Source organism: Weizmannia sp. FSL W8-1119, from assembly GCF_038008605.1.
Classification (GTDB): Bacteria; Bacillota; Bacilli; order Bacillales; family Bacillaceae_C; genus Weizmannia; species Weizmannia coagulans.
This window is the reverse complement of the sequence record NZ_JBBOZL010000001.1, coordinates 2,728,075-2,752,389: the sequence shown is the minus strand read 5'-3', so window position 1 is coordinate 2,752,389 and position 24,315 is coordinate 2,728,075. Positions and strand designations below refer to the sequence as shown.

Annotated in this window: 24 protein-coding genes and 1 riboswitch; of the genes, 16 read left to right on the top strand and 8 right to left on the bottom strand. The window is 43.0% G+C overall.

Annotated features, from left to right (window positions below):
• Window positions 1-38: 38 nt before the first annotated feature.
• Complete coding sequence (locus tag NSQ19_RS13470; protein WP_013860563.1) at window positions 39-1,160, top strand: NAD(P)/FAD-dependent oxidoreductase; 1,122 nt, start codon at window positions 39-41, stop codon at window positions 1,158-1,160.
• 44 nt (window positions 1,161-1,204) lie between these two features.
• Window positions 1,205-1,810, top strand: a complete 606-nt coding sequence (locus NSQ19_RS13465; protein ID WP_019721595.1) for a class I SAM-dependent methyltransferase — start codon at window positions 1,205-1,207, stop codon at window positions 1,808-1,810.
• 397 nt (window positions 1,811-2,207) lie between these two features.
• On the opposite strand, the gene NSQ19_RS13460 is transcribed toward NSQ19_RS13465, so the two are convergent.
• From NSQ19_RS13460 to NSQ19_RS13450, 3 genes are all read right to left on the bottom strand, one after another.
• Entirely contained in the window at window positions 2,208-2,549 is a 342-nt protein-coding gene (locus tag NSQ19_RS13460) for a hypothetical protein (RefSeq protein WP_340703024.1), read from the bottom strand.
• 556 nt (window positions 2,550-3,105) lie between these two features.
• Window positions 3,106-4,017 carry an HAD family hydrolase gene (locus tag NSQ19_RS13455; RefSeq protein WP_340703023.1) on the bottom strand — a complete coding sequence of 304 codons (912 nt, stop codon included), beginning with the start codon at window positions 4,015-4,017 and terminating at the stop codon, window positions 3,106-3,108.
• On the bottom strand, window positions 4,014-4,892 hold the full coding sequence (locus tag NSQ19_RS13450; protein ID WP_340703022.1) for a MurR/RpiR family transcriptional regulator: 879 nt from the start codon (window positions 4,890-4,892) through the stop codon (window positions 4,014-4,016). Before NSQ19_RS13450 ends, NSQ19_RS13455 begins: the two co-directional genes overlap by 4 nt.
• Window positions 4,893-5,829: 937 nt before the next feature.
• Here NSQ19_RS13450 and gnd point away from each other — a divergent pair.
• From gnd to NSQ19_RS13405, 9 genes are all read left to right on the top strand, one after another.
• Window positions 5,830-6,726: a phosphogluconate dehydrogenase (NAD(+)-dependent, decarboxylating) gene (gene gnd, locus NSQ19_RS13445; RefSeq protein WP_340703021.1), complete on the top strand. Its 897-nt coding sequence runs from the start codon at window positions 5,830-5,832 to the stop codon at window positions 6,724-6,726.
• Window positions 6,727-6,738: 12 nt separating this feature from the next.
• Window positions 6,739-7,740, top strand: coding sequence for a D-isomer specific 2-hydroxyacid dehydrogenase family protein (locus tag NSQ19_RS13440; protein WP_340703020.1), 1,002 nt, complete (start codon window positions 6,739-6,741; stop codon window positions 7,738-7,740).
• A gap of 12 nt (window positions 7,741-7,752) precedes the next feature.
• Window positions 7,753-8,853: an iron-containing alcohol dehydrogenase family protein gene (locus tag NSQ19_RS13435; RefSeq protein ID WP_340703019.1), complete on the top strand. Its 1,101-nt coding sequence runs from the start codon at window positions 7,753-7,755 to the stop codon at window positions 8,851-8,853.
• 14 nt (window positions 8,854-8,867) lie between these two features.
• Window positions 8,868-9,692 (top strand): PTS mannose/fructose/sorbose/N-acetylgalactosamine transporter subunit IIC, encoded by an 825-nt coding sequence (locus tag NSQ19_RS13430; protein ID WP_340703018.1) that lies wholly within the window; start codon window positions 8,868-8,870, stop codon window positions 9,690-9,692.
• Window positions 9,693-9,718: 26 nt separating this feature from the next.
• Window positions 9,719-10,594 carry a PTS system mannose/fructose/sorbose family transporter subunit IID gene (locus NSQ19_RS13425; RefSeq protein ID WP_340703017.1) on the top strand — a complete coding sequence of 292 codons (876 nt, stop codon included), beginning with the start codon at window positions 9,719-9,721 and terminating at the stop codon, window positions 10,592-10,594.
• A gap of 31 nt (window positions 10,595-10,625) precedes the next feature.
• A complete protein-coding gene (locus NSQ19_RS13420) occupies window positions 10,626-11,132 on the top strand; it encodes a PTS system mannose/fructose/N-acetylgalactosamine-transporter subunit IIB (RefSeq protein ID WP_340703016.1) in 507 nt (168 codons plus the stop codon).
• Between the two features lie 25 nt (window positions 11,133-11,157).
• Window positions 11,158-12,060, top strand: coding sequence for a hypothetical protein (locus tag NSQ19_RS13415; protein ID WP_340703015.1), 903 nt, complete (start codon window positions 11,158-11,160; stop codon window positions 12,058-12,060).
• Entirely contained in the window at window positions 12,057-12,500 is a 444-nt protein-coding gene (locus NSQ19_RS13410; protein WP_340703014.1) for a PTS sugar transporter subunit IIA, read from the top strand. Before NSQ19_RS13415 ends, NSQ19_RS13410 begins: the two co-directional genes overlap by 4 nt.
• Before the next feature lie 165 nt (window positions 12,501-12,665).
• Window positions 12,666-13,337 carry a bifunctional 2-keto-4-hydroxyglutarate aldolase/2-keto-3-deoxy-6-phosphogluconate aldolase gene (locus NSQ19_RS13405; protein ID WP_340703013.1) on the top strand — a complete coding sequence of 224 codons (672 nt, stop codon included), beginning with the start codon at window positions 12,666-12,668 and terminating at the stop codon, window positions 13,335-13,337.
• A gap of 240 nt (window positions 13,338-13,577) precedes the next feature.
• On the opposite strand, the gene NSQ19_RS13400 is transcribed toward NSQ19_RS13405, so the two are convergent.
• From NSQ19_RS13400 to NSQ19_RS13390, 3 genes are read right to left on the bottom strand one after another with little or no spacing between them, the layout of a single operon-like run.
• Window positions 13,578-14,141, bottom strand: coding sequence for an ECF transporter S component (locus tag NSQ19_RS13400; RefSeq protein ID WP_328013698.1), 564 nt, complete (start codon window positions 14,139-14,141; stop codon window positions 13,578-13,580).
• Window positions 14,142-14,153: 12 nt separating this feature from the next.
• Window positions 14,154-14,909 carry a DUF4430 domain-containing protein gene (locus tag NSQ19_RS13395; RefSeq protein WP_340703012.1) on the bottom strand — a complete coding sequence of 252 codons (756 nt, stop codon included), beginning with the start codon at window positions 14,907-14,909 and terminating at the stop codon, window positions 14,154-14,156.
• 6 nt (window positions 14,910-14,915) lie between these two features.
• A complete protein-coding gene (locus tag NSQ19_RS13390) occupies window positions 14,916-16,298 on the bottom strand; it encodes a terpene cyclase (protein ID WP_340703011.1) in 1,383 nt (460 codons plus the stop codon).
• Between the two features lie 53 nt (window positions 16,299-16,351).
• A riboswitch (adenosylcobalamin (AdoCbl) riboswitch) is annotated at window positions 16,352-16,499 on the bottom strand.
• A 165-nt stretch (window positions 16,500-16,664) separates the two neighbouring features.
• Here NSQ19_RS13390 and htpG point away from each other — a divergent pair.
• From htpG to NSQ19_RS13365, 5 genes are all read left to right on the top strand, one after another.
• Window positions 16,665-18,542 carry a molecular chaperone HtpG gene (htpG, locus tag NSQ19_RS13385; RefSeq protein WP_207369281.1) on the top strand — a complete coding sequence of 626 codons (1,878 nt, stop codon included), beginning with the start codon at window positions 16,665-16,667 and terminating at the stop codon, window positions 18,540-18,542.
• Between the two features lie 304 nt (window positions 18,543-18,846).
• Entirely contained in the window at window positions 18,847-20,028 is a 1,182-nt protein-coding gene (locus NSQ19_RS13380; protein WP_340703010.1) for a M20 family metallopeptidase, read from the top strand.
• A gap of 116 nt (window positions 20,029-20,144) precedes the next feature.
• On the top strand, window positions 20,145-20,912 hold the full coding sequence (locus tag NSQ19_RS13375) for an ABC transporter substrate-binding protein (RefSeq protein WP_340703009.1): 768 nt from the start codon (window positions 20,145-20,147) through the stop codon (window positions 20,910-20,912).
• A 65-nt stretch (window positions 20,913-20,977) separates the two neighbouring features.
• A complete protein-coding gene (locus tag NSQ19_RS13370) occupies window positions 20,978-21,637 on the top strand; it encodes an amino acid ABC transporter permease (protein ID WP_029141871.1) in 660 nt (219 codons plus the stop codon).
• On the top strand, window positions 21,630-22,352 hold the full coding sequence (locus NSQ19_RS13365) for an amino acid ABC transporter ATP-binding protein (RefSeq protein WP_019721589.1): 723 nt from the start codon (window positions 21,630-21,632) through the stop codon (window positions 22,350-22,352). The genes NSQ19_RS13370 and NSQ19_RS13365 overlap by 8 nt, the downstream gene beginning before the upstream one ends.
• A gap of 202 nt (window positions 22,353-22,554) precedes the next feature.
• Here NSQ19_RS13365 and NSQ19_RS13360 read toward each other — a convergent pair whose 3' ends face one another.
• On the bottom strand, window positions 22,555-23,004 hold the full coding sequence (locus NSQ19_RS13360) for an OsmC family protein (protein WP_013860551.1): 450 nt from the start codon (window positions 23,002-23,004) through the stop codon (window positions 22,555-22,557).
• Window positions 23,005-23,019: 15 nt separating this feature from the next.
• Window positions 23,020-24,225 (bottom strand): MFS transporter, encoded by a 1,206-nt coding sequence (locus NSQ19_RS13355; protein ID WP_013860550.1) that lies wholly within the window; start codon window positions 24,223-24,225, stop codon window positions 23,020-23,022.
• Window positions 24,226-24,315: the final 90 nt, after the last annotated feature.

Sequence of the window (24,315 nt, the reverse complement as noted above, 5' to 3'; positions counted from 1 at the left end):
CACAGTAAATCTTATTTTACAGAAAGCAGGCGTAACTCATGCTATCATATATCGTAATTGGCGGCGGGGTGCTTGGGGCATCTGCTGTATACCATCTTGCAAAAGCAGGCGCAGTTGTTACACTGGTTGACCGGGCGGATCCCGGGCAGGCAACGGAAGCGGCTGCCGGCATCATATGCCCGTGGCTGTCGCAGCGGCGCAACAAAGACTGGTACCGGCTCGCAAAAGCAGGTGCAAAATACTATCCTGATTTAATTGCCCAATTGGAAAAAGACGGGGAGACGGAAACCGGTTATAAACGGACTGGCGCCCTCAGCATACATACAGATGAAGAAAAGCTTGATAAAATGCAGGAACGCGCGTTAAAGCGAAGGGAAGATGCGCCTGAAATCGGGGAAGTAAAACGGCTGTCTGCCGCCGAGACGCATGCCATGTTCCCGATTCTGGACGAAGGGTTCAGTGCGGTCTATGCCGGCGGTGCCGCGCGCGTAAACGGGAAGGCATTGCGCAATTGCCTGTTAAATGCTGCTTGCAAACGTGGAGCCAAAGTCATTCATGGCAATGCCCGGCTGCTTGTGGAAGGCAGAAAAGTCATCGGGGTTGAAGTCGGAAGCCGCACGCTGCATGCGGACAAAACAATTGTGGCAGCGGGTGCATGGGCAAAAGATTTGTTCAAACCGCTCAGTGCGGCTTTTCAAGTCAGCCACCAAAAAGCGCAGATTCTCCATTTAAAACTGCAAGGTATGGACACAAGCAGCTGGCCGGTCGTCATGCCGCCGAATGATCAGTATTTGCTGGCATTCGATGGCGGCCGTATCATTGCCGGCGCCACCCATGAAAACACGGAAGCTTTTGATTTGCACACAACAGCCGGAGGGGTCCACGAAGTTTTAAATAAAGTGCTGCCGGTTGCACCGGGTTTGGCTGAAGCTTCCCTTGTTGATGTGAAAGTCGGATTCCGGCCGTTCACGCCGGGTTTTTTGCCTGTGATCGGCACATGGCCCGGTTATGATGGGCTACTTTGCGCAAACGGGCTCGGGGCATCCGGTTTAACGGCCGGCCCTTTTCTCGGCGCTGAGCTTGCAAGGATTGCGCTCGGCCGGAAAACAGAACTGGATTTGTCACCGTACGGGCTGGAACAGGCAATTGCCCCTTTATAAACAGCAGGGCCGGTCTTTTATCAAGAAAAAACAGGAGCGAAACAATGAACGATTCCTACTTTGACGGAATTTTGCATATCAAAACAACCGGTGAGCAAAAAGGGTTTAATGCATCACTGCATTACAACCGTTATGAGCCGACGCCTTATCATGCGCTTGATGAACTGTTCGATCATTATGAACTGGATAAAAGCGACCATGTGGTAGACTTCGGTTGCGGCAAAGGGCGGCTCAATTTTTATATCCATCATTTGTTTCGCGCAACCGTGACCGGCATTGAAATGAATGAATGGTTGTACCGGGAAGCCCTCGAAAACAAGAAACGCTATGAGAGAAAATTCCCGGTCCAGCCCGCCCGTATTCGGTTTATATGCTGCCTTGCCGAAAATTATAAGATACTGCCGGACGACAACCGTTTTTACTTTTTTAATCCGTTTTCCGTTCAAATCTTTATGAAGGTTGTGCAAAATATTTTACGCTCGGTGGAAGAAGCATACCGGGAAACAGACATTATTTTATATTATCCGTCGCAGGACTATATTTACTTCCTTGAAGACCATACACCATTTGAAAAAAAACTCGAAGTCCCGCTAACGCTTTTATACAAGCATAATCCATACGAAAAATTTGTCGTGTACCGGCTTGCATGATTATAATGGACATTTTTACGGTGCGAATAAGAGGCAGCGATGGCAGGAACCGTTCAAAAACGTCGTCAGCATTGCTGGGATTTTTAAAGACAATATGGACGACCCCCCGGCATCATTGAAGTTATTAACCGGAACGCGGAGGAAACTGCCGGGGCATAAGGGGACACGGAAGAAGCAGTGCCTGTCGTTTCTCCCTATTTCTGAAATATGGCATTGATTGCGAAGCGATGAGACTAATCCTTATATGATCATTAATGTAGGACATTCCCTGTATCATGAGTGGCACAGCGATACGGGGAATGTCCTTTTCTCTTCTCCAGATTCTCATTAAATTCAGTTTGTTACCCGTAATAAGGAGATGGTTGCCTTTTTTCCTCTTTAATGCTGCACATACAAATCATGATAGTTTCCCACGCTCGAGTTTCCCCTTCACGGCAAGAAATTTTTTCTCCAGCTCCAAAATGTATTGTCCTGTCTCCTCATACACACGGTCATCCGGTCTTTCCTTTTCTTTTTCTTCTGCCAGGTACTTAAGGAGCCCAAAGTCTACGGTGTAAGACGGCTTGACCAAATTTTCATTTAAAGACAGCTCCTTAAATAAGCGGATCCAGTCTGTAACGCTAAAAGTAAGATCAAAATTTGCCTTGATTTCTTCCTGGAGTGTCGTGTTTTGATACGTTATTGCGGATTCATACAGCTGGATAAGGATTGCTTTATAAGGGGCTTTGAATAAGTCCATGCATATCGCCGCACGATGAATAAATTTTTCTTCTTTTAAATGGATAAAAATAAGGATACAAATCTTTACTGATCAGCATTTGACTCGCAAAATAGTCCGCCTTGCGTTCTGTTAAATCAAATTCAGTAGAAATTTCATGTGAAACAACGGGCAAATTGTCTTCCGTTAAATGGTAAATTTCATGCCAGCAAATAAAGTATTGATATAAACGGGGCTGCGCTGTATTGATGACAGGTACCTTTTCCCCATTGGGAAGCTCCCTGATAGCGCCTCCCCAGTCCGGGTCAGGTATCGGAAGCTGAATCAATAATGGTTTTTTAAAATCTGAAGAGCTTGTTTTTCAGGAGAATGGATTTCATATTTAGCAAGATGGATGGAGAAAAAACTAATACGCCATTGAATTGTAAAAAAAGCAATCAAAATGATTTTTCAAAAATAGCAAGGGGCGCATCGTATGGCCCCTTTTGCATGTATTTTTTCCAAGTCCCTTTGTTTTTGGCGATCTCTGACTGTTTATAGTTGAGGTCCAGCTCATAAGCTATTCACTTTCAATAGGTTAATGCCCAAAACCATTTTCTTCAAATAGCCCTTCTTTTTCTAAACGGGCCAGCATATTGAAAATTCCTTCCTGGTTATGGCTGTCAGTAAGGTAATTGGCAAACTGTTTTGCATTAGGAAGCGCATTTGCCATGGCTATGGAATATTTTTTTCTGTTAAACATAGAAATATCATTTTCACTGTCGCCAAATACAATGATTTCATCATCACGGATCCCGTATTTCTTCATAATGATATCTAATGCTTTTCCTTTTGAAATTCCCTTGTTTGTAACTTCCATTTTTCGTTCATCTGAAAAAACAAATTCATATTTGTGATAAAAGGGATTGTTCATTAATGTTTGACGGACAAACCCCATATAAAGAGGGTCCTGTACAATAGAAATTTTATTGCAAAAATCAGGCGAGCCTTTCAAGTCCCTGATCAAAATTTGATTTGGATATCCGTCACGGGTATCACATAGCCAGCTGTACATGCCACCTGTCCATGGGTAATCTTCAGGAAGCCGCATTTCCGCTCGAATGTTACGTTTGATATTATAAATGGATTCCGGCAAATAAGTATAGATGGTATCATCCTGGCTGTACTGTAATTCAACATTAAATAAAGAAAAGAAATCGTTAATTTCTTTAATGTTTGAAGCGTCCAAAACGCTTATTCGAGTCCGTTTACGGGTTTTAACATGATAGATGGAAGTGCCGTTCACGTCTATCAAAATTCCATCATATTTATCCATATTCAGTTTTAAGGCATCCGGAAGGAGTCTGATATAGCTACGGCCACTGGCCAATATGAGCCTAACCCCTTTCTTTTGCAGTTCAATCAACTTATGGAATGTTTTCGGTGATATGTTATTTTCGGATGTAAGCAGGGTTCCATCCATATCACAAACAATCGCTTTAATTGTCATTCTTGTGCACCACTCTTTTTTGTGAAATATAGCGCTTTCCGTATCTTTTCAAGCGACTTCTTATTTTCCTCTTCATCATAATACATGACAGATACGTATAAAATATCAATAATGGTTAGATAAAGAATACGTGCAGTTAGTGACTCCGATCGAAAAGCAGATTCCTCAGAATAAACAACAAAGGCAGTATCCGAGAGTTTGACTAATTCCGAATCATAATTTCCCGTTAATGTAATAATTTTTGCCCGGTTTTCCCTCGAAATTTTTGCTATTTCAATGGTATCAAGTGTCTCTCCTGAATGTGAAAATAGAAACACACAATCATCGGGACCTAATTTTGTTGCATAACTGAGCTGCATATGTAAGTCAGCAACATAGTTACAATGATATTTGGTTCGCAGGAATTTATGGTAAGCATCAAGGGCAATGACGGATGAGGCCCCCTGGCCAAAAAAGTAAATGCACTTTGCCGGATAAATTAAGCTCAATGCTTTATTTAGTTGCTCCTCTTTCAAAGATTGAAGTAAATTTTCTAACAGCCCTTTATTTGAATTTATAATTTTTTGTGCAATAACATGCGTAGAATCAGATTTACAAATATCCGGAAAAACAACAATCTCTTGGCTGCGTTCTTCGTTTGTACGAAAGTTTGAGGCAACAGTAATTTTAAAGTCTTGAAAACCGTCGAATCCGATTTTTTTAACAAATTTAAAAATTGTAGATTCCGAGACGCCAGTATCCTCAGCAATATTGGAAAGGGTTTTGTTTACAACTTTCTTACCAAGTTGCATGAAATATTCTGCAATGATTTTTTCGGTATCAGTAAAACTTTTCAAACGAGGGCGAAGTAAATTTCTCAAATAATCGTAGGTCATCGTATTTCACCTCTTGGAAGTATAGTATCCTAATTGAATCCGTTTTATTGTTTAAATTCTCCTTGTGTGCTTGAATGAAAATCATTTATCGGCCTGTGACCTTTTTAGCTTTTTCAACCGCCACTTATGACGTTTTTTCTTTCGGCTAACTGCCACGTTTTTGAAATATTTGTATGGATATTTGGTGTTTGCTTACGAGCTTCAAATGACTGTGTCATCTATGATAAATCCTTTAGCAATGCCTGGGTATTCATTTCCCGCTTCCAAAGTATTTGGACCCTTTCAGTTTGATATGAGCCGGAAAAACGGGGTTTTCTGACAGATGAAGGCAATATTTTCATTTAACCGTTTCACAAGGGTTTCGCCACCCCCCATAGGTTACTTCTCCCGGTGTCCCAAAATGGAATCATTGCAAGTGGTGTGGCACTTTAATAAAGATTCATAGCAATGGACTGTTTCCATCATCTTTATTCTTAGATGCCAAATAAGATCTTTGTGGTAGAAGGTCAGAAGCAAGCGTCACTTCAATCTCTTTTTTGTCTCTAATCAATTTTCATTATACAAGACTTAGGGAGAGATATTTCTTATTTTGTCCTCTCAAATCCTGGAGAAACGGGAAAGAGGAAAAAAATCAATTAAATTACTGCAGGTTTCATCCTTTAAAGTTATGATATCACACTCACGGGATTGAAAAAAATATTTTTCCTGTAAGCCTTTACAGATAAAAAAATATTTGCTAAGATGAACTTGATCATTGATATACCCCAAAATTTCTCAGGGAAGTGATAAAAAACAAAAAAATCCAGAGATTGATATTCAAAGCTGCTTTATAAGAATCAGCCGTTTTTGACATGAGTTTTTCCAAGCTAAGCCATGTATTTTTTGGGAAGCTGGTTTTGTTTTTCGCCGAGTAAATTGATCAATGGAGGTTGGTCTGATGAAAGTAGGCATGATAGGGTTAGGCAAAATGGGATGGAACATGCTGCTGAATTTGCAGGAAAAATCGGTGAATGTTGCAGGATATGATGCTTCAGAGAGTGTTAGAAAAAAAGCTTACGAGGAAAACTTGCCTGTTCAAGATTCACTTGATGCGTTATTAAATGTTTTAGAAGAGAAAAAAATTGTTATGTTAAGTACACCTGCGGGCAACATTACGAACACATTAGTAAAAACGCTTTTAGACAAACTAAACCCCGGGGACATTATAATAGATGCGGGGAATTCCTATTACAAAGATAGTGTCAAAAACTTCGAATTGGCTCAAGAAAAAGGAATCGGGTTCCTCGATTGCGGAACGTCCGGGGGCATAGAAGGGGCCAGATACGGTGCATGCTTGATGGTCGGCGGAAAAAAAGAAATTTTTGATCAAGTTGAAGAAATTTTTTCTAAATTGGCATGTGAAAAGGGTTATACCTATACAGGCAAACCAGGGAGCGGCCATTATTTAAAAATGATTCATAACGGGATTGAGTATGGCATGTTACAGGCTATCGGAGAAGGATTCGATGTTTTGCATGCAAGCCAGTATGATTACGATTTTGAAAAGGTTGCTTCAGTCTGGAACCATGGTTCTGTGGTTCGCTCCTGGCTGATGGAATTGGCGGAAAAAAGTTTTAAAGAGGATCCAAAGCTGGATCATTTGCGCGGGATTATTGACGCAAGCGGTGAAGGAAAATGGACTGTAGAAGAAGCGCTTGATTTGAATATTCCTGCTCCGGTTATTGCAAGTTCATTGTTCGTACGGAACGCTTCAAAAATTGAAGATAGTTTCTCTGCAAAAGTTGTATCAACAATTCGGCATCAATTTGGAGGACACAAAATAGTTGAACACTAAGGAGTAGTCATTATGGGTGAAAAAAATAAAATTGCAATCGTAAATTCAAGCAGTTTTGGAAAGATTTTTCCGGATCATATGGAAAGATTGCGTCAGTTAGGGGAGGTTGAAAGATTTCATTTTGATAGTGAAATTGATGGGAAAACACTGGCGAAAGAGTTAAAAGACTTCAATATGATCATCGCAAGTATAACGCCCTTTTTTACAAAAGAATTTTTTGAGTACAAAGATGAGTTGAAGTTAATTACACGACATGGGATCGGCTTTAATAATATCGATCTTGAGGCTGCAAGAGAACATAATACAGTTGTTTCCATTGTACCGCCTTTAACGGAACGTGATGCAGTTGCAGAGAATAATGTTACGAACTTACTAAATGTGATGCGGCAAACAAATAAAGCGCATCAAAAAGTTATAAAAGATAAATGGGAAGAACGGGCAAATTTTATTGGCCATGAGATCAGTGGCAAAACAGCCGGGGTCATTGGAGTAGGAAACATAGGCAGCCGTGTTGCCGAAATATTCTATTATGGATTCCGGTGTGAAGTACTAGGATATGACCCTTATAAAACTAAGCAAGACCTGGCGGCATTTGGTGTTAAAAAAGTTGAACTGAATGAGCTGTTGGAAAGAGCTGAAATCATTAGTATATGTGCAAGTCTTAACAAGGATAATTATCATATGTTATCCGAAAAAGAATTTGCCAGGATGAAAGATCATGTCTATATATCGAATACTGCCAGGGGGGCATTAATTAAAGAAGAAGCGATGGTAAAAGCATTGCAAGATGGGAAAGTGGCTGGTTTTGCAACAGACGTATTGGAAGATGAACCCGGCAGATCGGACCATCCTTATTTAAACTTTGATAACGTTATCATGACGCCGCATACTTCTGCATATACAATGGAATGTCTGAGAGGTATGGGGGATAAGTGTGTTACGGACTGTGAAATGATGGCAAAAGGAATCCTCCCGAACCGTTCTGTACAACCGGTTAGTTGCTATTTAAAGTAGGAGGTTTTTAAAATGATCCAGGATTTAAATGTGAAAGTTGGCCCTCAATTCTATCGATATAGCGAGGGTGCAATAGATATTATACCTGAGATACTCCAGGAATATCAAGCTAAAAACATCATGATTGTCCATGGGACGGTATCTTGGGAAAAAGCAAAACCCTTTATGAAAAAGGTAATGGGTTTAGATAAAAAAATTATTTATGAACAATACCATGGCGAATGCAGTTATAATGAGAGCCACCGGATTGCAGAAATCATCCGGGAAAATGATATTGATTTTGTAATAGGCGTCGGGGGAGGAAAACTAAGTGATTTGGTGCTGCTCACCAGTCATTTAACAAGTACCCCATTTGGCTTAGTCCCCACTTTAGCCAGCAATTGTGCGGCATGGACGCCACTTTCTGTTATGTATAAAGACAACGGCTTAGCAGAAGGGAAAACGGAGCATGTGAAACGCCAAGCTGCATTTCTTGTTATGGATCCAGCACTTGTCATTGATTCGCCCGTAAAATATTTTATTGCTGGCATTGCAGATACTATGGCGAAATGGTATGAATCTGATTTGATTTTGGAACAAGACAAATTTAGCAGAGAACCTTTTCCACAGCTGGCACGGTATACAGCACGGATGTGCAAAGATACGATTTTAAATGAGTCCATGAAGGCGATTGAAGATATGAAAAATAAAACAATCTCCGATGAATTCACGCATGTTTCAGAAATTATTATAGCCATTTCCGGTTTGGTTGGGGGATTGGGTGATAAATATGCACGCAATACTGCAGCACACGCAATCCATGACGCGATCTCTGCCTATATACCGGAAGTGCATAAATATTTACATGGAGAAAAAGTAGCGTATGGCATATTTTATCAATTGGCATTGGAAGGAAAGTGGAAAGTCATTGATGAATTAACTCCGTTTTATGAGAAATTGAATTTACCGAAGTCTTTAACGGAAATGGGCGTATACCCTATGTCTGAAAGTTTATTGAAAGACATTATTCAATTTGTTAATAGCAAACAAAAAGTACACTTGCTTCCAATTGAAATAAATGAAAACGTTTTAACGGAAGCGTTAATCAATTTGGAGAATTATATTAATAAATAAGGGGGTTGCAAAGCGTGGAAACATTAACATTTTGGCAAAGTTTGATCATAGCGCTTTGGGTAGCAGCCATAATGTCGCGCGCGTTTTTAGGAGGGGCAACATTAACATTACGCTTTTCCCCATTAATGACAGGTTTAGTTGTAGGGATAGTAATGGGGCATGTAGCAGAAGCAATGATCATCACCGCAGCCATTCAGTTGATCTATATGGGGGTTTTTTCTCCTGGGGGGACAATGCCTTCAGAGCCCTCAATTGCAGCAGCCATCGCTGTTCCGGTTGCAATATTAGGTAATCTAAAGCCGGAAGCAGCCATCGCGGTAGCAGTACCTGTTGGGTTGTTAGGTGCATATTTATATCAATTCCGCTTTTTCATTAATACTTTTTTAGGCAAAATAACTGATAGGGCTGTAGAAAAGTTGGATGATGGTGCAATTACTCGCAGTATTGTTCTTTATCCTGTTATAGCGTCCTTTATCCTGTTTGTTCCGTTGGTCTTTATTGCATTGTATTTTGGCGCTCCTGTTATCGCTGATGTTATTAAAGCTTTGGAAGGAACTGTCGTATTTCATATCCTTGAAGTCATTGGAGGCGGTTTAGCAGCAATTGGTATTGCGACAACGATTTATGTCATCGGGCGCCGGGAATATATTGTCTTCTTCCTATTAGCCTTTTTTATGAGTGTTATTTTTGCAAGTTTAAAAATCACAATGGTAACATATGCAATCCTGGGCGCATTAATCGCTGCGATATTCGTGCTTGCTAAAAGTTCGAATAATAGAACGGCTTCAACAAATGCAAATGATGCAAGCGGTTTTGATGACGATGATGATGACTTCTAATAGGCTAAAAGAAAGGAGAATTTAAAATGCAGGACAAAGGAAATAAACTGCCAAATGCATCAGGTTCAAATTTGGAACCTGAGCAAATTACAAGTAAAGATGTATCCAAATCCTATATAAGATGGCATTTTGCGAATGAAATCCCGCACTCTTTTGACCGTTATCTGGCAGCTTCATTATTATGGGCTATGATGCCAATACTGCGTAAATTGTATAAAGATGATGAAGCTTTACGTGCGGCATATAAGAGGCAACTGTTGTTCTTTAACACGCAGTTAACCTGGGGCGGCGGTATCATTACCGGTTTAATGTCTTCAATGGAGCAGGAACGTGCCCGAGAAGAGTATAACCGTGAAGAAATAAAAATGACCGACGACTTAATGTATAATACGAAGGCCGGGTTGATGGGAGCTTTAGCAGGTATCGGGGATTCAATTGACTCAGGTACGATTCAATACATTTTTATTGCAATTGCCATTCCTTGGGCTCAACACGGTAGTGCCTTGGGTGCACTTTTCCCGTTTGTTTGCTTTGCTACCTACCAGGTATTGATTGGTTTGTTTTTCGCACGCCAAGGATTTACAAGAGGCCGTAATGCGACTACATTGATGCAAAGTTCAGGGATTCAAAATATTATTGACTTGCTTTCAATTTTAGGTTTGTTCATGATGGGCATTCTGGCCGGAAATTATGTAAAAGTTTCATCGTCTCTGAAGTTTGAGTTATCCGGGCGCGAGTTTAATATACAAGAAACATTAAACTCTATTCTGCCTGGAATGTTGCCTCTGGCAGTAGTATTAGGAGTATATTGGTACTATACGAAGAAGGGGTTGAAAGTTACCCGGGCATTAATCTGGCTAACCGTAATATTGGGTGTACTTGCGGCTGTTAGAATTTTATAACAAAAAACTTTTAGCAAAGGGGATAGAATGAATGGGTGTTGTAAATCTGGCTCGTGTTGATGAACGTCTAATCCATGGACAAGTGATGATCACCTTATCGAAGCGCAACGGTGTTAACTCCATATTCGTAGTGGATGATGTTGTAGCAAAAGATAAATTTATGAAAGACCTCTATAAGAGTGCAGGCAGCCGTACAGGTCAAAAAACAATTGTAATGACCCTGGATAAATGTAAGTATTATTGGGATGAATATCGTTTTAAAGAATATAGCTGTATTCTCATTGCCAAAACCATTGATGTCATGTATGAGTTAGTAAAACATGGGGTTCCGATGAAAGAACTAAATATCGGCGGCATTGCTCAAAAGGATTCTGAAAAAGACGTGCTGGTCACCAAATCTGTTTATTTAAATAAAGAAAATGCACTGAAATTAAAAGAATTAAACGAAAAATATGGGGTTGAAAATATCTATTTTCAAGCAACGCCCTCAGCTCCCCGTACCAGCTTGAAAGAGGTATTAAGTAAATTCAAGTTATAAAATTCGTTATTAAGGAATGATATGGATGAACCGACAAGAACTTTTGCAGGATTGGTATGTTCGCTATCGTTTGATTTTTAATAAGCGTTATACAATAAAACAGAAGGATCGTTTTTTGAAAAGCTTATCTGCTGATATCCTTCCGTTTCGTAAGGATATCAAGCTTGATATATTTAAAATAAATGAGAAAGATAAAAGCGAATACAAAAATCTTTATGTGGGCAATGTAAAAAAAGCGGATACCATTTTCTGTACTTATTATGATACGCCAGCAGCCCGGTTCAGTCCATATCATTTTTTTGATGTCGAGAACAGGAAGAGAAGTATAACAAAAACCATTTTATTTTCTTCCATTTTATATATTATTGTTGGATTGCTATTTACTTTATTTGTAGCCATTCCAATATTCCAAGCAAAAGAAACAGGGAAAACTTGGTTCGTATTATGTATTTTGATATACATCCTGTATTTTTATTTCCTGAATAAAATTACACGAGGGTGGCCTAAAAAAAATAATGTAATACAAAACACTTCTTCTATATTATTGCTTTTGAATTGTATCGCCTCTTTCCGTTCAGAACGGCTGGCGTTTGCTTTTGTGGATGCTGGTTGTACAAACAATGCAGGTTTGAAAAAAGTCATGCATGACAGTCATGCGAAAATTTTCATGCTGGATAGCATTGGTGCTGAAAAACCACTCTATCTGGTAAATCCAAAATCCGGGCAATACAGCGCCATAAAACAGGGGGGCCAAGAGGATTCACTAGCTTTAAAGAATGAACGTCTGGTTTATATCATTAGCGGAGATAAAAAGGATAACCAATTTGTATTATCACGGAATGATTTGAAGAAAAAGAAGCTGAATGAAAGTAATATGGAGAATGCGTTTGCGTTTTTAGAGCAAGTCGCAAGGAGGAAATCCAAATGATCGGGATCATTGTCGCTACCCATGGGAAATTGAGTGATGGTTTAGTGGACGCTGCCGAACTTATTATAGGCGGGACAGACAATATTGTAACCTTGAATTTGTTTCAAGGAGACAATGTTCAGGATTTAAATAAACAAGTACTTGAAGCAATTAATAAAGTTGATCAAGATAATGGCGTTATGATTTTCACAGACCTTTTTGGTGCAAGCCCCTACAATCAGGCTACCTTAGCCGTTCATTCACTCCCTGTTGAAAAGCAGGAAAAAATATTTGTTATTACCGGTGTTAACTTGCCAGTGTTAATTGAAGCGATCAATCAGAGAATGATGGGCACTCCTATTCATGAGGCAGTGAATGCTATTTTAAATGAAGGCCAGCAGAGTATGGTGGTATGGCCGTCAGAAAAAGATCCTTCTGATGAAGAGAATGAAGACTTTTAAGGCAATGTAATATAGTTGATCAGGCTGCTTAACTTTCTCTGGAAATGGATATTCTCTCCTTTAAGGCAGTACCAGTGGGGAGAAGCTGGAAATAAGTCGGTACTGTAAAAGAATCATTAAGGGCAATTCTGGGTTCTCTTAATAGAGATAAAGGGTGTGAGCATTTTGAAAAAAGGTAATATATTAAGCGCTTTAGAAAAAAATGGGCTTATTGCTGTTTTACGGACTAATACCGTTGAACGAGCGATTACAATTACAGATGCTTTAATTGAAGGCGGTATCAAAAATATTGAATTAACATTTACGGTCCCTAACGCGGATATCGCAATAAGAAAAATTACAGAGAAATATAAAGATCGGCGGGGCATATTGATAGGGGCTGGCACTGTTCTTGATTCCGCGACTGCTCAAATCGCACATCTTTCCGGAGCGAAATTTATTGTTTCACCAACTTTCGATAAGGGAACTGCCCTGCTATGTAATCTTTATCAAATTCCTTATATCCCGGGGTGTATGACTGTTAATGAAATGAAAGAAGCGATGCAGGCAGGTGCGGAAATAATAAAATTGTTTCCAAGTAACATTGTCGGCCCGGCTTTTGTAAAAAATGTTAAAGCCCCTTTGCCTCAACTGGAAATTATGCCTTCAGGCGGCATAAATCTGGATAATATGGGGGATTGGATAAAGGCAGGCTGCAGAATAATTGGCGTTGGCGGAAGCTTGTTGAAGCCTGCGGAAAACAATGATTTTGCGGGAGTTGCCAAGATGGCCAGGGCTTTTGTACGGGAATATCAATTACAGACTGAAGAAATGAGTAATCAGTACGTATCATTTTGATAAGTATACAGGACAGCACTTCCTTTGATGGATACGAAGGAGGTGCTGTTGTTTATTGTGCTATTCAATGGAATCTTGAAAGACTCATAGCAGTTAAAACATTATATAAACTCGAAAGTATTACCAACCTCAAATAGTTCACTTAAATTCTCTCCATTAAGTTAACCCAACATCTTTTGTTGTGCTCCATATCAGACAACAGCCAAACAAGGCTGCCTGCGTGAAACAGGCAGCCTTAGGCTAAATGCGTTCGATTCGCGTTTTTTCTTTTGCAATCAGTTTGATTAAAACCGGCCCTAAAATTAAATAAAAGAAGAAGTTTCCCGCGGCATGGTAGCTGTCAAACAACAGCCCGCCGAGGTAGTATGTCCAAAATGCAAACGGCCCGCCGATAAATAAATAATTTAATGAAACCATAAAGCCGAACAGGAAGCCGGTAAAAGCTGCATACAGACATAACACGAGATGCGGGATTTTTTTGTATAACTCTTTCTTGCCGAGCAGGCCGGAAAGCACCGCGATACTCCCCCACGCAAGAAATTGCATGATCGCAAACAGCCCCATGCCGAGAAACATGTCGGAACCGAAGACCGTCAAAAAGGCAAGCGCCAAACCGAAGCGGATGCCGAAAACAAAAGAACTGCAAATGATGATCACGGTGCACGGCTGGACATTCGGGACCGATGCCATCAAAATCCGCCCGGCGACGCTCAGGGCCGCCAGCATGGCAAGAAGCGCCATTCTCCTTGTCAGCCGTGAAGCGGTTTTCGCTGACTTCCTTTTTTCAAGCGGCTGATTCCCCATTTTATGCATCTCCTATTTAGAATAGAACCAGACAACCTGATCGCCGGTTTTTAGTTTATACGACCCTGCGGAAACGTTTGGCTCTTTTCCGTTTACTTTATATTTCCAGCCGCTCATGCCGCCTTGATCCCCTTCATACTGTCCATTAATGCCCTTTACATAGACGGTTGCACCGGACCCGGAATAATCGAGGCTTACGCCTTCAGAAGCGGCGGCTTTTTTTAAAGCGGAAAATGCAGTGTCTCCGCTTTTATAACTGTATTTGCCGCTGAAAACCGGCCCTTTGTAGCCCTTTACGGTTAAGGAAACCGTTTCGGCTTTTGCTTTAGATGGCGCTGCGGTGTTGCCGGAAGCGTGGCTGCTGCCGGACCCGGACGAAGAAGCCCCGGTTGTCGTTTTCGTTGATGTGCTGGTTGTGACCGCCGTTTTGGTATTTGTGGCAGGTGCTTTATCCGTCTTGCTGTCTGCAGAAGCCTTTTCTTCAGCATTTTTGGAGTGGGCAGCTGAATCCGCCGCATTGCTTTCGGATCCGCCCGTATTGCTTTTTTCATCCGTTTTGTTGCTGCCGGCGGCGTCCGTTTTCTTTCCGGTTGTACTGTCTTTTGCTGCCGTATCCTTTTCCTTCGCTGAAGTGTTTGCAACTTGTGTTGTTTCAGAATAAGTTTTAACGGTTTTCGATTCAAAATGGAAACCGTCGATAAAAAACCAGGTGCCGAATGCAATCAATAAAACGGCAATACTATCAATAATGATACTTTTATATTTCATTCCTGCTCATACCCCCAGAAATTTTTTACGGATGATTAGCAGGATGACGCCTGCACCCGCAGAAAGGGAACCGACCCAGCCGTGCACAGGAGAAACACCCGTTGTTTTGGTAATGACGACTTTTTTCGGCTCTTGCTGCGCATCTTCTGCAGGGGGTGCCTGGGCAGCTGCAGTTGCAGGTTTGTCCTCTTTTTTTGCATTTGAAGCTGTTTTTGTTTTTGCCGGCGTTTGTTTTTTGGCTGCGGCCGGTTTTTCCACCGTATTGGTTTTTGTAGTGGTGTTGTTATGCGTAATCGTATGGTCTTTCGTATTCGTAATGATGTTCGTTTTGGTTACGACTTCTTTCGTATGCTTTTCAACCACTCTCGGAGGAGCTGCAGCCGGGCTGTGACCGGGACTTTTGCCTGGATCTTTGTCTTCAGCATCCGAATCAGTTGCGCCCGTACTGCCGGCATGGGATCTGCTAATATTCCTGAAGTTATACAGGGTATCTCCTTTTAGAAAAAGGTCATAGGCGACAAGGGCTTGGAAAACCTGTTCTGTTGAAAAGCTGTCTGAAGATTCGCTTGTCGTTTTCCATTTGTATCCGCCGTTTTTGGAATCTTTATATGTGCTGAGTGCAGAAATAGGATTCGTGCCTTTTTTAACAAAATCACGGGTTGTCGGGTCAACGCCGACAGAGACAAGACCGATGATGGCCTGGGCGGTTGTGCACGAATTAATGCCGTAGTTGTCAAAGCTGGCGTTTTCTTTTTCTGCTGCCTTCAAGTATTTGATGCCGTCCCGGATTGCCTGGTTCACATCTATATCATGTTTATCCTGATAAGTGCCAAGTGCGGTCAGTACCATGCCGGTTGAGTCAACATCCGAATTTTTGGCGGAAGAACTCCAGCTCCAACCGCCGTCCGGAAGTTCCGCATCAACCAGTTTTGCTGCAATTTTAGCAGGTGTATTTGGTGCATCACTCGGAATCTCATAGTCATCCGTATTCAAAGCGATTAAATCATAGGCATATCCGGTTACCGAGCTTTCTGCCGCCGTATCGTATACGCGTTTGATCAAATTCTGCTTTTGAAAGTTTTCCGGATCCTCTCCAATCGCTTTTAGAGCGATGATGGTCTTAACGAGTTCCGTACCGGTTACCTTTTTGGCATTCACCCGGTCTGTTAAAACTTTCCGGTACTGCTTTATCTCATTGGCTGTTAGCAAATTCTCCTTTGCCAGTGCGGCTACTGCAAAATCAGAGTTTAAAGCGGAAGATTTAAAATATGATGCCGTATTCTTTATGTCTTTGCTGACAGATACTGCTGCAAAGCTTTCGGACGGGAAGGATAACACAAAAATAAGAACAATTCCCCAGAGAATCCCGAACCATTTTTTCCCCACCATTACCGCTCTCCTTTCCATAAAAAAACCCTGTACAAAAAGAGGTATACAAGGGCAAAAATTTTTCGCCTATACCTCGTAGGCTTCAAATAAACCGACAGCTTGGGAGAAAGATCTGACTTAGGAAAATTTTTTCCATCACAGTGGCGGGACCGTACAGGAATTTCACCTGTTTCCATCGCCCAGGCCCGTATTTAGATGTCAGTTACTAATTATAGAACAACCCCTGCCTGTTGGAAAGGACAATTTCTGCCACTGTTTCATTGACAAACAAGCGGTGCTGTGCTAAAAAATAAGATGTTAGCACTCTTGCGTTCGGAGTGCTAAAGGGGCATTGCCATCATTTATACATATAAAGGAGAGATCGAAGTGGCGGTAAAGGAATTTAAAGCAGAATCCAAACGGCTTCTCGACATGATGATCCACTCGATTTACACGCAAAAAGAAATTTTCTTGCGCGAGCTGATATCCAACGCCAGCGACGCAATCGATAAAATTTATTACAAGGCTTTGACAGATGAAAATTTAACATTTGATAAAGACAGCTACTACATTAAAATTACCCCGGACAAAGAAAACAGGACACTGACGGTTTCCGATACCGGGATCGGCATGACAGAGAAGGAACTGGAAGAAAATCTCGGCACCATTGCGCAAAGCGGTTCACTTGCGTTTAAAAATGACAATGAAATGAAAGACGGATATGACCTCATCGGCCAGTTCGGCGTCGGTTTCTACTCGGCATTCATGGTGGCAGATGAAATTACCGTCATTTCCAAGGCTGCAGGGAGCGATCAGGCTTATAAATGGCAGTCGAAAGGCGCGGAAGGCTATTCAATTGAACCGTGCGAAAAAGACGGCAACGGCACGGATATTATATTGAAGCTGAAAGAAAACACAGAGGATGAAGACTACGATCAGTACCTGGAAGAGTACCGGCTGCGGGCCATCGTGAAAAAATATTCTGATTTTATCCGCTACCCGATTAAAATGGAAGTAACGGAAAGGCGCCTGAAAGAAGGCAGCGAAGATGAGTACGAAGAGGTCAAAGAAGAACAAACGCTCAACAGCATGGTCCCGATCTGGCGCAAAAACAAAAACGAACTGACAGACGAAGATTATGAGCAATTTTATATGGAAAAGCATTACGGCTTTGACAAACCGGTTAAGCATATCCACATCAAAGTCGACGGCACTGTGCGTTACAATGCGATTCTTTACATTCCGGAAAAAATTCCGTTCGATTATTATACGCCGGAATATGAAAAAGGGTTGGAACTGTATGCGAATGGCGTCCTGATTATGGAAAAATGCCCGGATCTTTTACCGGATTACTTCAGCTTTGTCAAAGGGATGGTCGATTCCGAAGATTTGTCTCTGAACATTTCGCGGGAAATGCTCCAGCACGACCGTCAGCTGAAGCTGATTGCGAAAAATATCAAAAGCAAAATCAAACGCGAACTGGCAAACCTTTTGAAAGAGAACCGCGAGCAGTACGAAGCGTTTTTCAAATCATTCGGCCGCCAGCTGAAATTCGGTGTGTACAATGAATTTGGCGCGCACAAAGAAGATTTGCAGGATCTCCTGATGTTTTATTCTTCAAAAGAGAAAAAGCTTGTTACGCTTGATGAATACGTAAGTCGCATGCCGGAAGACCAAAAATACATTTATTACGCAACCGGCGAGTCGATCGACCGGATTGAAAAATTGCCGCAGACGGAACTTGTGCTTGATAAAGGATACGAAATCCTTTATTTTACGGAAGATATTGATGAATTTGCGATTAAGATGCTCATGAATTATAAGGAAAAAGAATTCAGGTCCGTGTCAAGCGGCGACCTCGGCTTTGAAACGGAAGACACAAAAGAAACCGATGCCGAGGAAAAAGAAAACAAAGATCTCTTTGCATTTATGAAAGAGTCACTGGACGGAAAAGTGAAAGATGTCCGCGCCTCGCACCGCTTAAAATCGCATCCGGTCTGCTTCACCACGGACGGCGAAGTGTCAATTGAAATGGAAAAGGTGCTGAGCGCCATGCCGAACGGGCAAAATGTGAAAGCCGATAAAGTGCTCGAAATTAACATCCATCATGATGTATTTAACGCATTAAAAGAGGCGTTCGCCCATGACAAGGACAAATGCAAGCTTTATACAAACCTGTTGTATAACCAGGCGCGGCTGATTGAAGGGCTCGAGATTGAAGACCCGGTTGCATTTTCAAATGATATTTGCAAAATGATGGCATAAGGAAGCCCGCATATTGCAAAAAAGCCACGGGACATCCAGCAAATCTACGGCCCCCGCGACGGCCGGCATGGTTGCTGTGCCCGTGCCGGTGAGCACCGGGGCATTTGCAAACCATATGGCTGGAACATTTCATGAATAGCAGTAGTTTATATGACGAAGAAGGCTCCATCTGAAGCAAGATGGGGCCTTTTTGTATTTTTTTAAAAAAAAGGCTTGTCGAATAAGGAAAGGTGATGTATATTTATAACATATTATTTATAAATATTAACTTTGGCGCACACGAACAATACAAGGGGGCCATCTAATGAAGGAACAGCTTAGACACCATTTGAGTCAAATCGAGTCCAAGCTTTGGGAAATGAGCGACTACTTATATCATCATCCCGAACTTGGCGACCAGGAATACCAGTCCATGAAATTGCTCACGGACTTCCTTGCGTCACACGGCTTTGCAGTGGAAAAAGGAATTGTCGGCAGGCCGACTGCTTTTAAAGCCGTTTATGACAGCGGAAAACCGGGACAGGTAGTTGCCTTTTTATGCGAATATGATGCGCTTCCGGGTGTCGGCCACGGCTGCGGCCACAATATGATCGGAACGATGAGCGCAGGTGCGGGTGTGCTTTTAAGCAAAGTCATTGATGAAACCGGCGGCCGTGCGGTGGTGCTCGGAACACCGGCGGAAGAAACGAACGGCGCGAAAGTTGCGATGGCAGAACAGGGCATTTTCAATGGGATCGATGCCGCGATGATTGTCCACCCGGCCGATGAGTCGTATGAAAGCGGCGAGTCGCTTGCGATGGACGCGATCCAGTTTGACTTCCGCGGGAAATCAGCCCATGCGGCATCCAATCCGGAAGACGGCATTAACGCACTCGACGCGGCGATCCAGTTGTTTAACGGCGTAAATGCGCTCCGCCAGCATGTCACTTCCGATGTCCGTATCCACGGCATTATCAAAGAAGGCGGCATTGCCGCAAACATTGTCCCTGATAAGGCGGTAGCCCAGTTTTATGTGCGCGCCAAAGCACGCGCTGTTTTAAACGAAGTGGTTGAAAAGGTGAAAAGAATCGCACAGGGTGCGGCGATGATGACCGGTGCCGCCGTGCAAATATCCAATTACGAACTAAGCTATGACAATATGATCACCAACAAGACATTGTCGAAAATGTTCACGGAAAACCTTTTACAAACAAAAGTGAAAAAAGTCAATCCGCCAAAAACCTCATACGGATCCATTGATATGGGCAATGTCAGCCATGTCGTGCCGGCGATCCACCCGTATATTGGCCTGGATGCCCCGGGGCTTGTCGCACATACAAAAGCATTTGCCGATATGACGATTACGGACAATGCGCATCAGATCTTATCGAGCGGCGCGCTGGCTTTGGCCATGACCGGATTTGACCTTCTCACAAATGGGGAACTTTTGGAAAAAGTAAAAGGTGAGTTTGCAGAAACCGTTAAAAAAATACCGGTAAGCAGCTGAAAAATGGCAATCCTTTTTAAAATAAGGATCTTTTCAAACATTGCGCATCGTGTTAAAATACATTTTGTTGAATAAAGATACTTACCAAGAATGATATATTCATAGGGGGAAACATTGTGAAAAAGATCGTGTTAGGCATCGCAATTGTATTTTCAATGGTGATTGCGGCAGCTTGCGGCCAAACGAACAGCAGCAAAAGCACCGCGAAAAAAGAAAAAACGCTCGTCATGGGCACTTCAGCCGACTTTGCCCCGTTTGAAACAAGGGACACAGCAGGAAAAGTCATTGGATTTGACGCGGATCTCGCCAACTATATTGCAAAAGAACTGGGATACAAACTCGAAATTAAAGATATGAAATTTGACGGATTGATCGGGGCGCTGCAATCGCATCGTGTTGACATGGTCCTTTCCGGGATGTCCGCAACGAAAGAACGCGCCAAAAACGTCGACTTCTCCACCCCGTACCATCATTCAGGGGAAATGTTCGTTACGTTAAAAGGTTCCCCTATCAAGACACTGAATGACTTGAAAGGCAAAACTGTCGGCGTCCAGCTCGGCACCATTCAGGAAGAGGGCGCGGACAAGCTGAAAGGGAAGTACAATTTTACGGTCAAAAAACTGGACAATTCCACAAACTTAATTGAAGAATTACTTTCAAAACGGATTCAAGTAGCCTATCTGGATAAATCGGTCGCAGAAGGTTATATCAAGAAGCAAAACCTGGTTGGCTTTGATGACCCGACCTCGAGCTCACCGGGCATGGCCGTTGCTTTGCCAAAAGGCAGCAAATTGACGGTGAAAGTCAACAAAGTGCTGGCAAAAGCAGAAAAGAACGGGAAGCTGGATGAGCTGAGAAAGAAATGGAAACTTGACAAACAGTAATGCATGCAGGCGCCTTGCTGAGCAGGGCGCTGTTTTTTCAAAATAATCAAAGTGAGGTGTAAGGCATGAATTTGGATTTCAGCCAAATTGTGCCTTATATTCCTTTTATTTTAAAAGGAATATGGGTAACTTTAAAATTTGTATTCTTTGCGATCCTTTTCGGGTTCGTGCTCGGCACGATTTTTGCCCTTTTTAAAATTTCACATATCAAAACATTAAAATGGATTGGCGATATTTATACATCGATTTTCCGGGGCACGCCGCTTATTGTGCAGCTGATGCTCATTTATTTTGCCATCCCGCAGCTGACCGGTTACGATATTCAGCAGTTTCCGTCCGCAATTCTCGCATTCGGCCTGAACTCCGCCGCTTACGTTTCGGAAATCATCCGGGCCGGGATCCAGGCGGTCGACAAAGGCCAGACCGAAGCTGCCCAGGCGCTCGGCGTACCGTATTATTTAATGATGAAAGACTTGATTTTACCGCAGGCGATGAAAAATATTTTGCCGGCGTTGATGAATGAATTTGTTTCCCTGACAAAAGAGTCTGCCCTTGTATCGACCATTGGTTATCTCGATTTGATGCGCCGTGCCCAGGTTGTCGGCGCGCAAACGTATCACAATTTTGAACCGCTGCTGTTTGTTGCCGCGATTTACTGGGTGCTTGTCTTTATCCTCACCATGCTTGGCAGACAAGTGGAAAGGAAGATGAAATACAGTGATTAAAGTCGAACATCTCCATAAGCAGTTCGGGCATAATGAAGTTTTAAAAGATATTACAACAGAAGTCGGAAAAGGGGAAGTCGTCGTTGTCATCGGACCGTCCGGATCCGGCAAATCGACCTTTCTGCGCTGCCTGAATTTCCTGGAGGAGCCGACAAAAGGGCGGATTTGGATTGACGGGGAAGAAATCACCGATAAAAAAACGAATGTAATGAAAGTCCGCTCGGAAATTGGAATGGTGTTCCAGCACTTTCATCTTTTTCCGCATAAAAAGGTGCTGGACAATCTGACTTACGCGCCGATGAAAGTAAAGAAGATGAACCGCCATACCGCCGAAGCAAAAGCGCGCGAATTGCTGGCAAAAGTCGGCCTGACGGAAAAAGAAGGCGCATATCCGGACAGCCTTTCCGGCGGGCAGAAGCAGCGTGTCGCGATTGCGCGCGCGCTGGCGATGGAACCGAAACTGATGCTGTTTGACGAACCGACATCCGCACTTGATCCCGAGATGGTCAAAGAAGTGCTGAACGTCATGAAAGACCTTGCCCAAACCGGCATGACGATGGTCATCGTCACACACGAAATGGGCTTTGCCCGCGAAGTGGCCGACCGCGTCCTGTTTCTTGACGGCGGAAAAATTTTGGAAGACAGCACACCGGATGAATTCTTTTCGCGCCCGAAAACAACCCGGGCACAGGACTTTTTGGACAAAGTATTGTAAAAAACACAGTTGTTCACCGAAAGGAGCTGCTGGAAACGAAGGCAGCTCCCAAAAAGCGAAGCTAAGAAAAGACGTTGGGACACCGCCTCAACGTCTTTTTCCGTTCTATATGTTGTATACTGACATGCAAAATCACTTTTCCAATGGCTTCCCAAACAGCAGGGCAGCCTTTTTCTTTTTTCACAGTTGCCTGCCGTTCCAGTCAGCCGGCTGTTTTCACCGTAACTTCAAGCTCCATTTCCACATTTCCCTGAATGGCCCGGCTGATCATGCATGATTTTTCGGCTTTTTCCGCGAGTTTCCGCGCGAGCCGGACGTCGCTCTCGGATGCGCCCGGTTTCAGCACAATTTCCGGCCGGTGGATGATCTTTTTATACGTAAATACGCCGCCGGTCACATCGACGATCCCTTCTGATGCCATTGTCAAACTTTCTTTCTCCAGGCTGCTGCGTTCCATCATCGCCGCCAGCGTAATGATATAACATGTTGCGGCAGCCCCGAGCAACATTTCGTCCGGATTTGTGCCGGCACCCGGACCGCCCATCTCCGGAGGAATGGAAATTTTTGCCACCAGATTTCCGCATGCGATGTTCCCTGTATCATTGCGAAGCCCCGGCCAGTCTGCTTTTAAATGAAAGTGATGTTCTGCCATGTGCAACCCCTCCTGTTAAAATTTACTTTCTGCTGCTGTTGTGTTTTTGCTGGCTGCTGCTTTTCTCCCATGGACGGCATAATAAACGGCAATACACAGGACAACCCAGCCCGAAACCGCAAGATACAACATCCGGAAATCCATCAAACCGGCAACTGTCCCGAGCAGATAAGGCCCAGATCCGCTTGCCAGGTCAAGAAAAATGAAAAACGTCGAAGTTGCCAGGGCTTTCCGGTTCGGCGGCGAAAGCTGAATGGCAATTGCCTGGAAACTGGACTGCACGGTGCCGTAACCGATCCCGATCAAAGCTCCTGACAAAAGCAGCATCCATCCGCTGTGCGCCTGGCTGAGCAGGACGAAACCGGCAATTAACAAAATAAACAGCGGGTAAACGACAACATTTTCCCCGCGTTCATCAAACCATCTGCCTGTGAAAGGCCTTGTAATGACGAGCGCTGCCGCATATACAAGGAAAAAATAAGTGGCGGCGCCGGTTAGTCCAATGTCCCTTGCATACAAAGATAAGAAAGACAGCACGCTGGAATAGGCAAGCGTAACCGCAAAAACTGCACCAGAAATCGGCACGGCAGCCGGTTCAAAGTAATCTTTTACTTTAAAACGGGCCATTTCCTTCACTTGTGCATTCGCAGGCGCCGGTTTTGGAACGGATAACAAAATGGCAGAAATCAGATCGATGAATGCAATGATGCTTGACACCAGCACGATCATCTGAAAATCGGCAAACCGGGTAATCAGAATCCCTAAAAACGGCCCGATCGCCATCGCTAGATTCATGCTTGTCGCATAATAGCCGGTGCCTTCCCCGCGCCGTTCATTCGGGATGATATCCGCGACAATGGCGCCGGCCGCTGTCGTAATCACGCCGTGCATTGCTCCCTGGATAAAGCGCAAAACCATCAAAAACAGGAGACTGTCAGCTTTAAAATGAAGCAACATCACCGCCAGAAAAACAACCAATCCGCTGACCAGCATCTGCTTGCGGCCGATTTTGTCGAAATATTTCCCGGCAAATAACCGTGCAATGAGCGAAGCGAGCACAAATATTCCCGCCGCAAGCCCTGCCATCCCCTGGCTTGCATGGTAGGCGGTTGTGACATACATGGCAATACTGGTCATTAACAAGTAAAATACAACGTGCGTAAAAAAATTTGTGGAAGAAATCATAATGAAGTCTTTCGTCCACAATTTCGGTTTATCCAAAGGAAGTCCCTCCCCATTTCTAACATACAAAAACAGGTAACTTCATTATAGAACGTTTCAGCAAGAATATTCAATTTGTTTCTATACCAG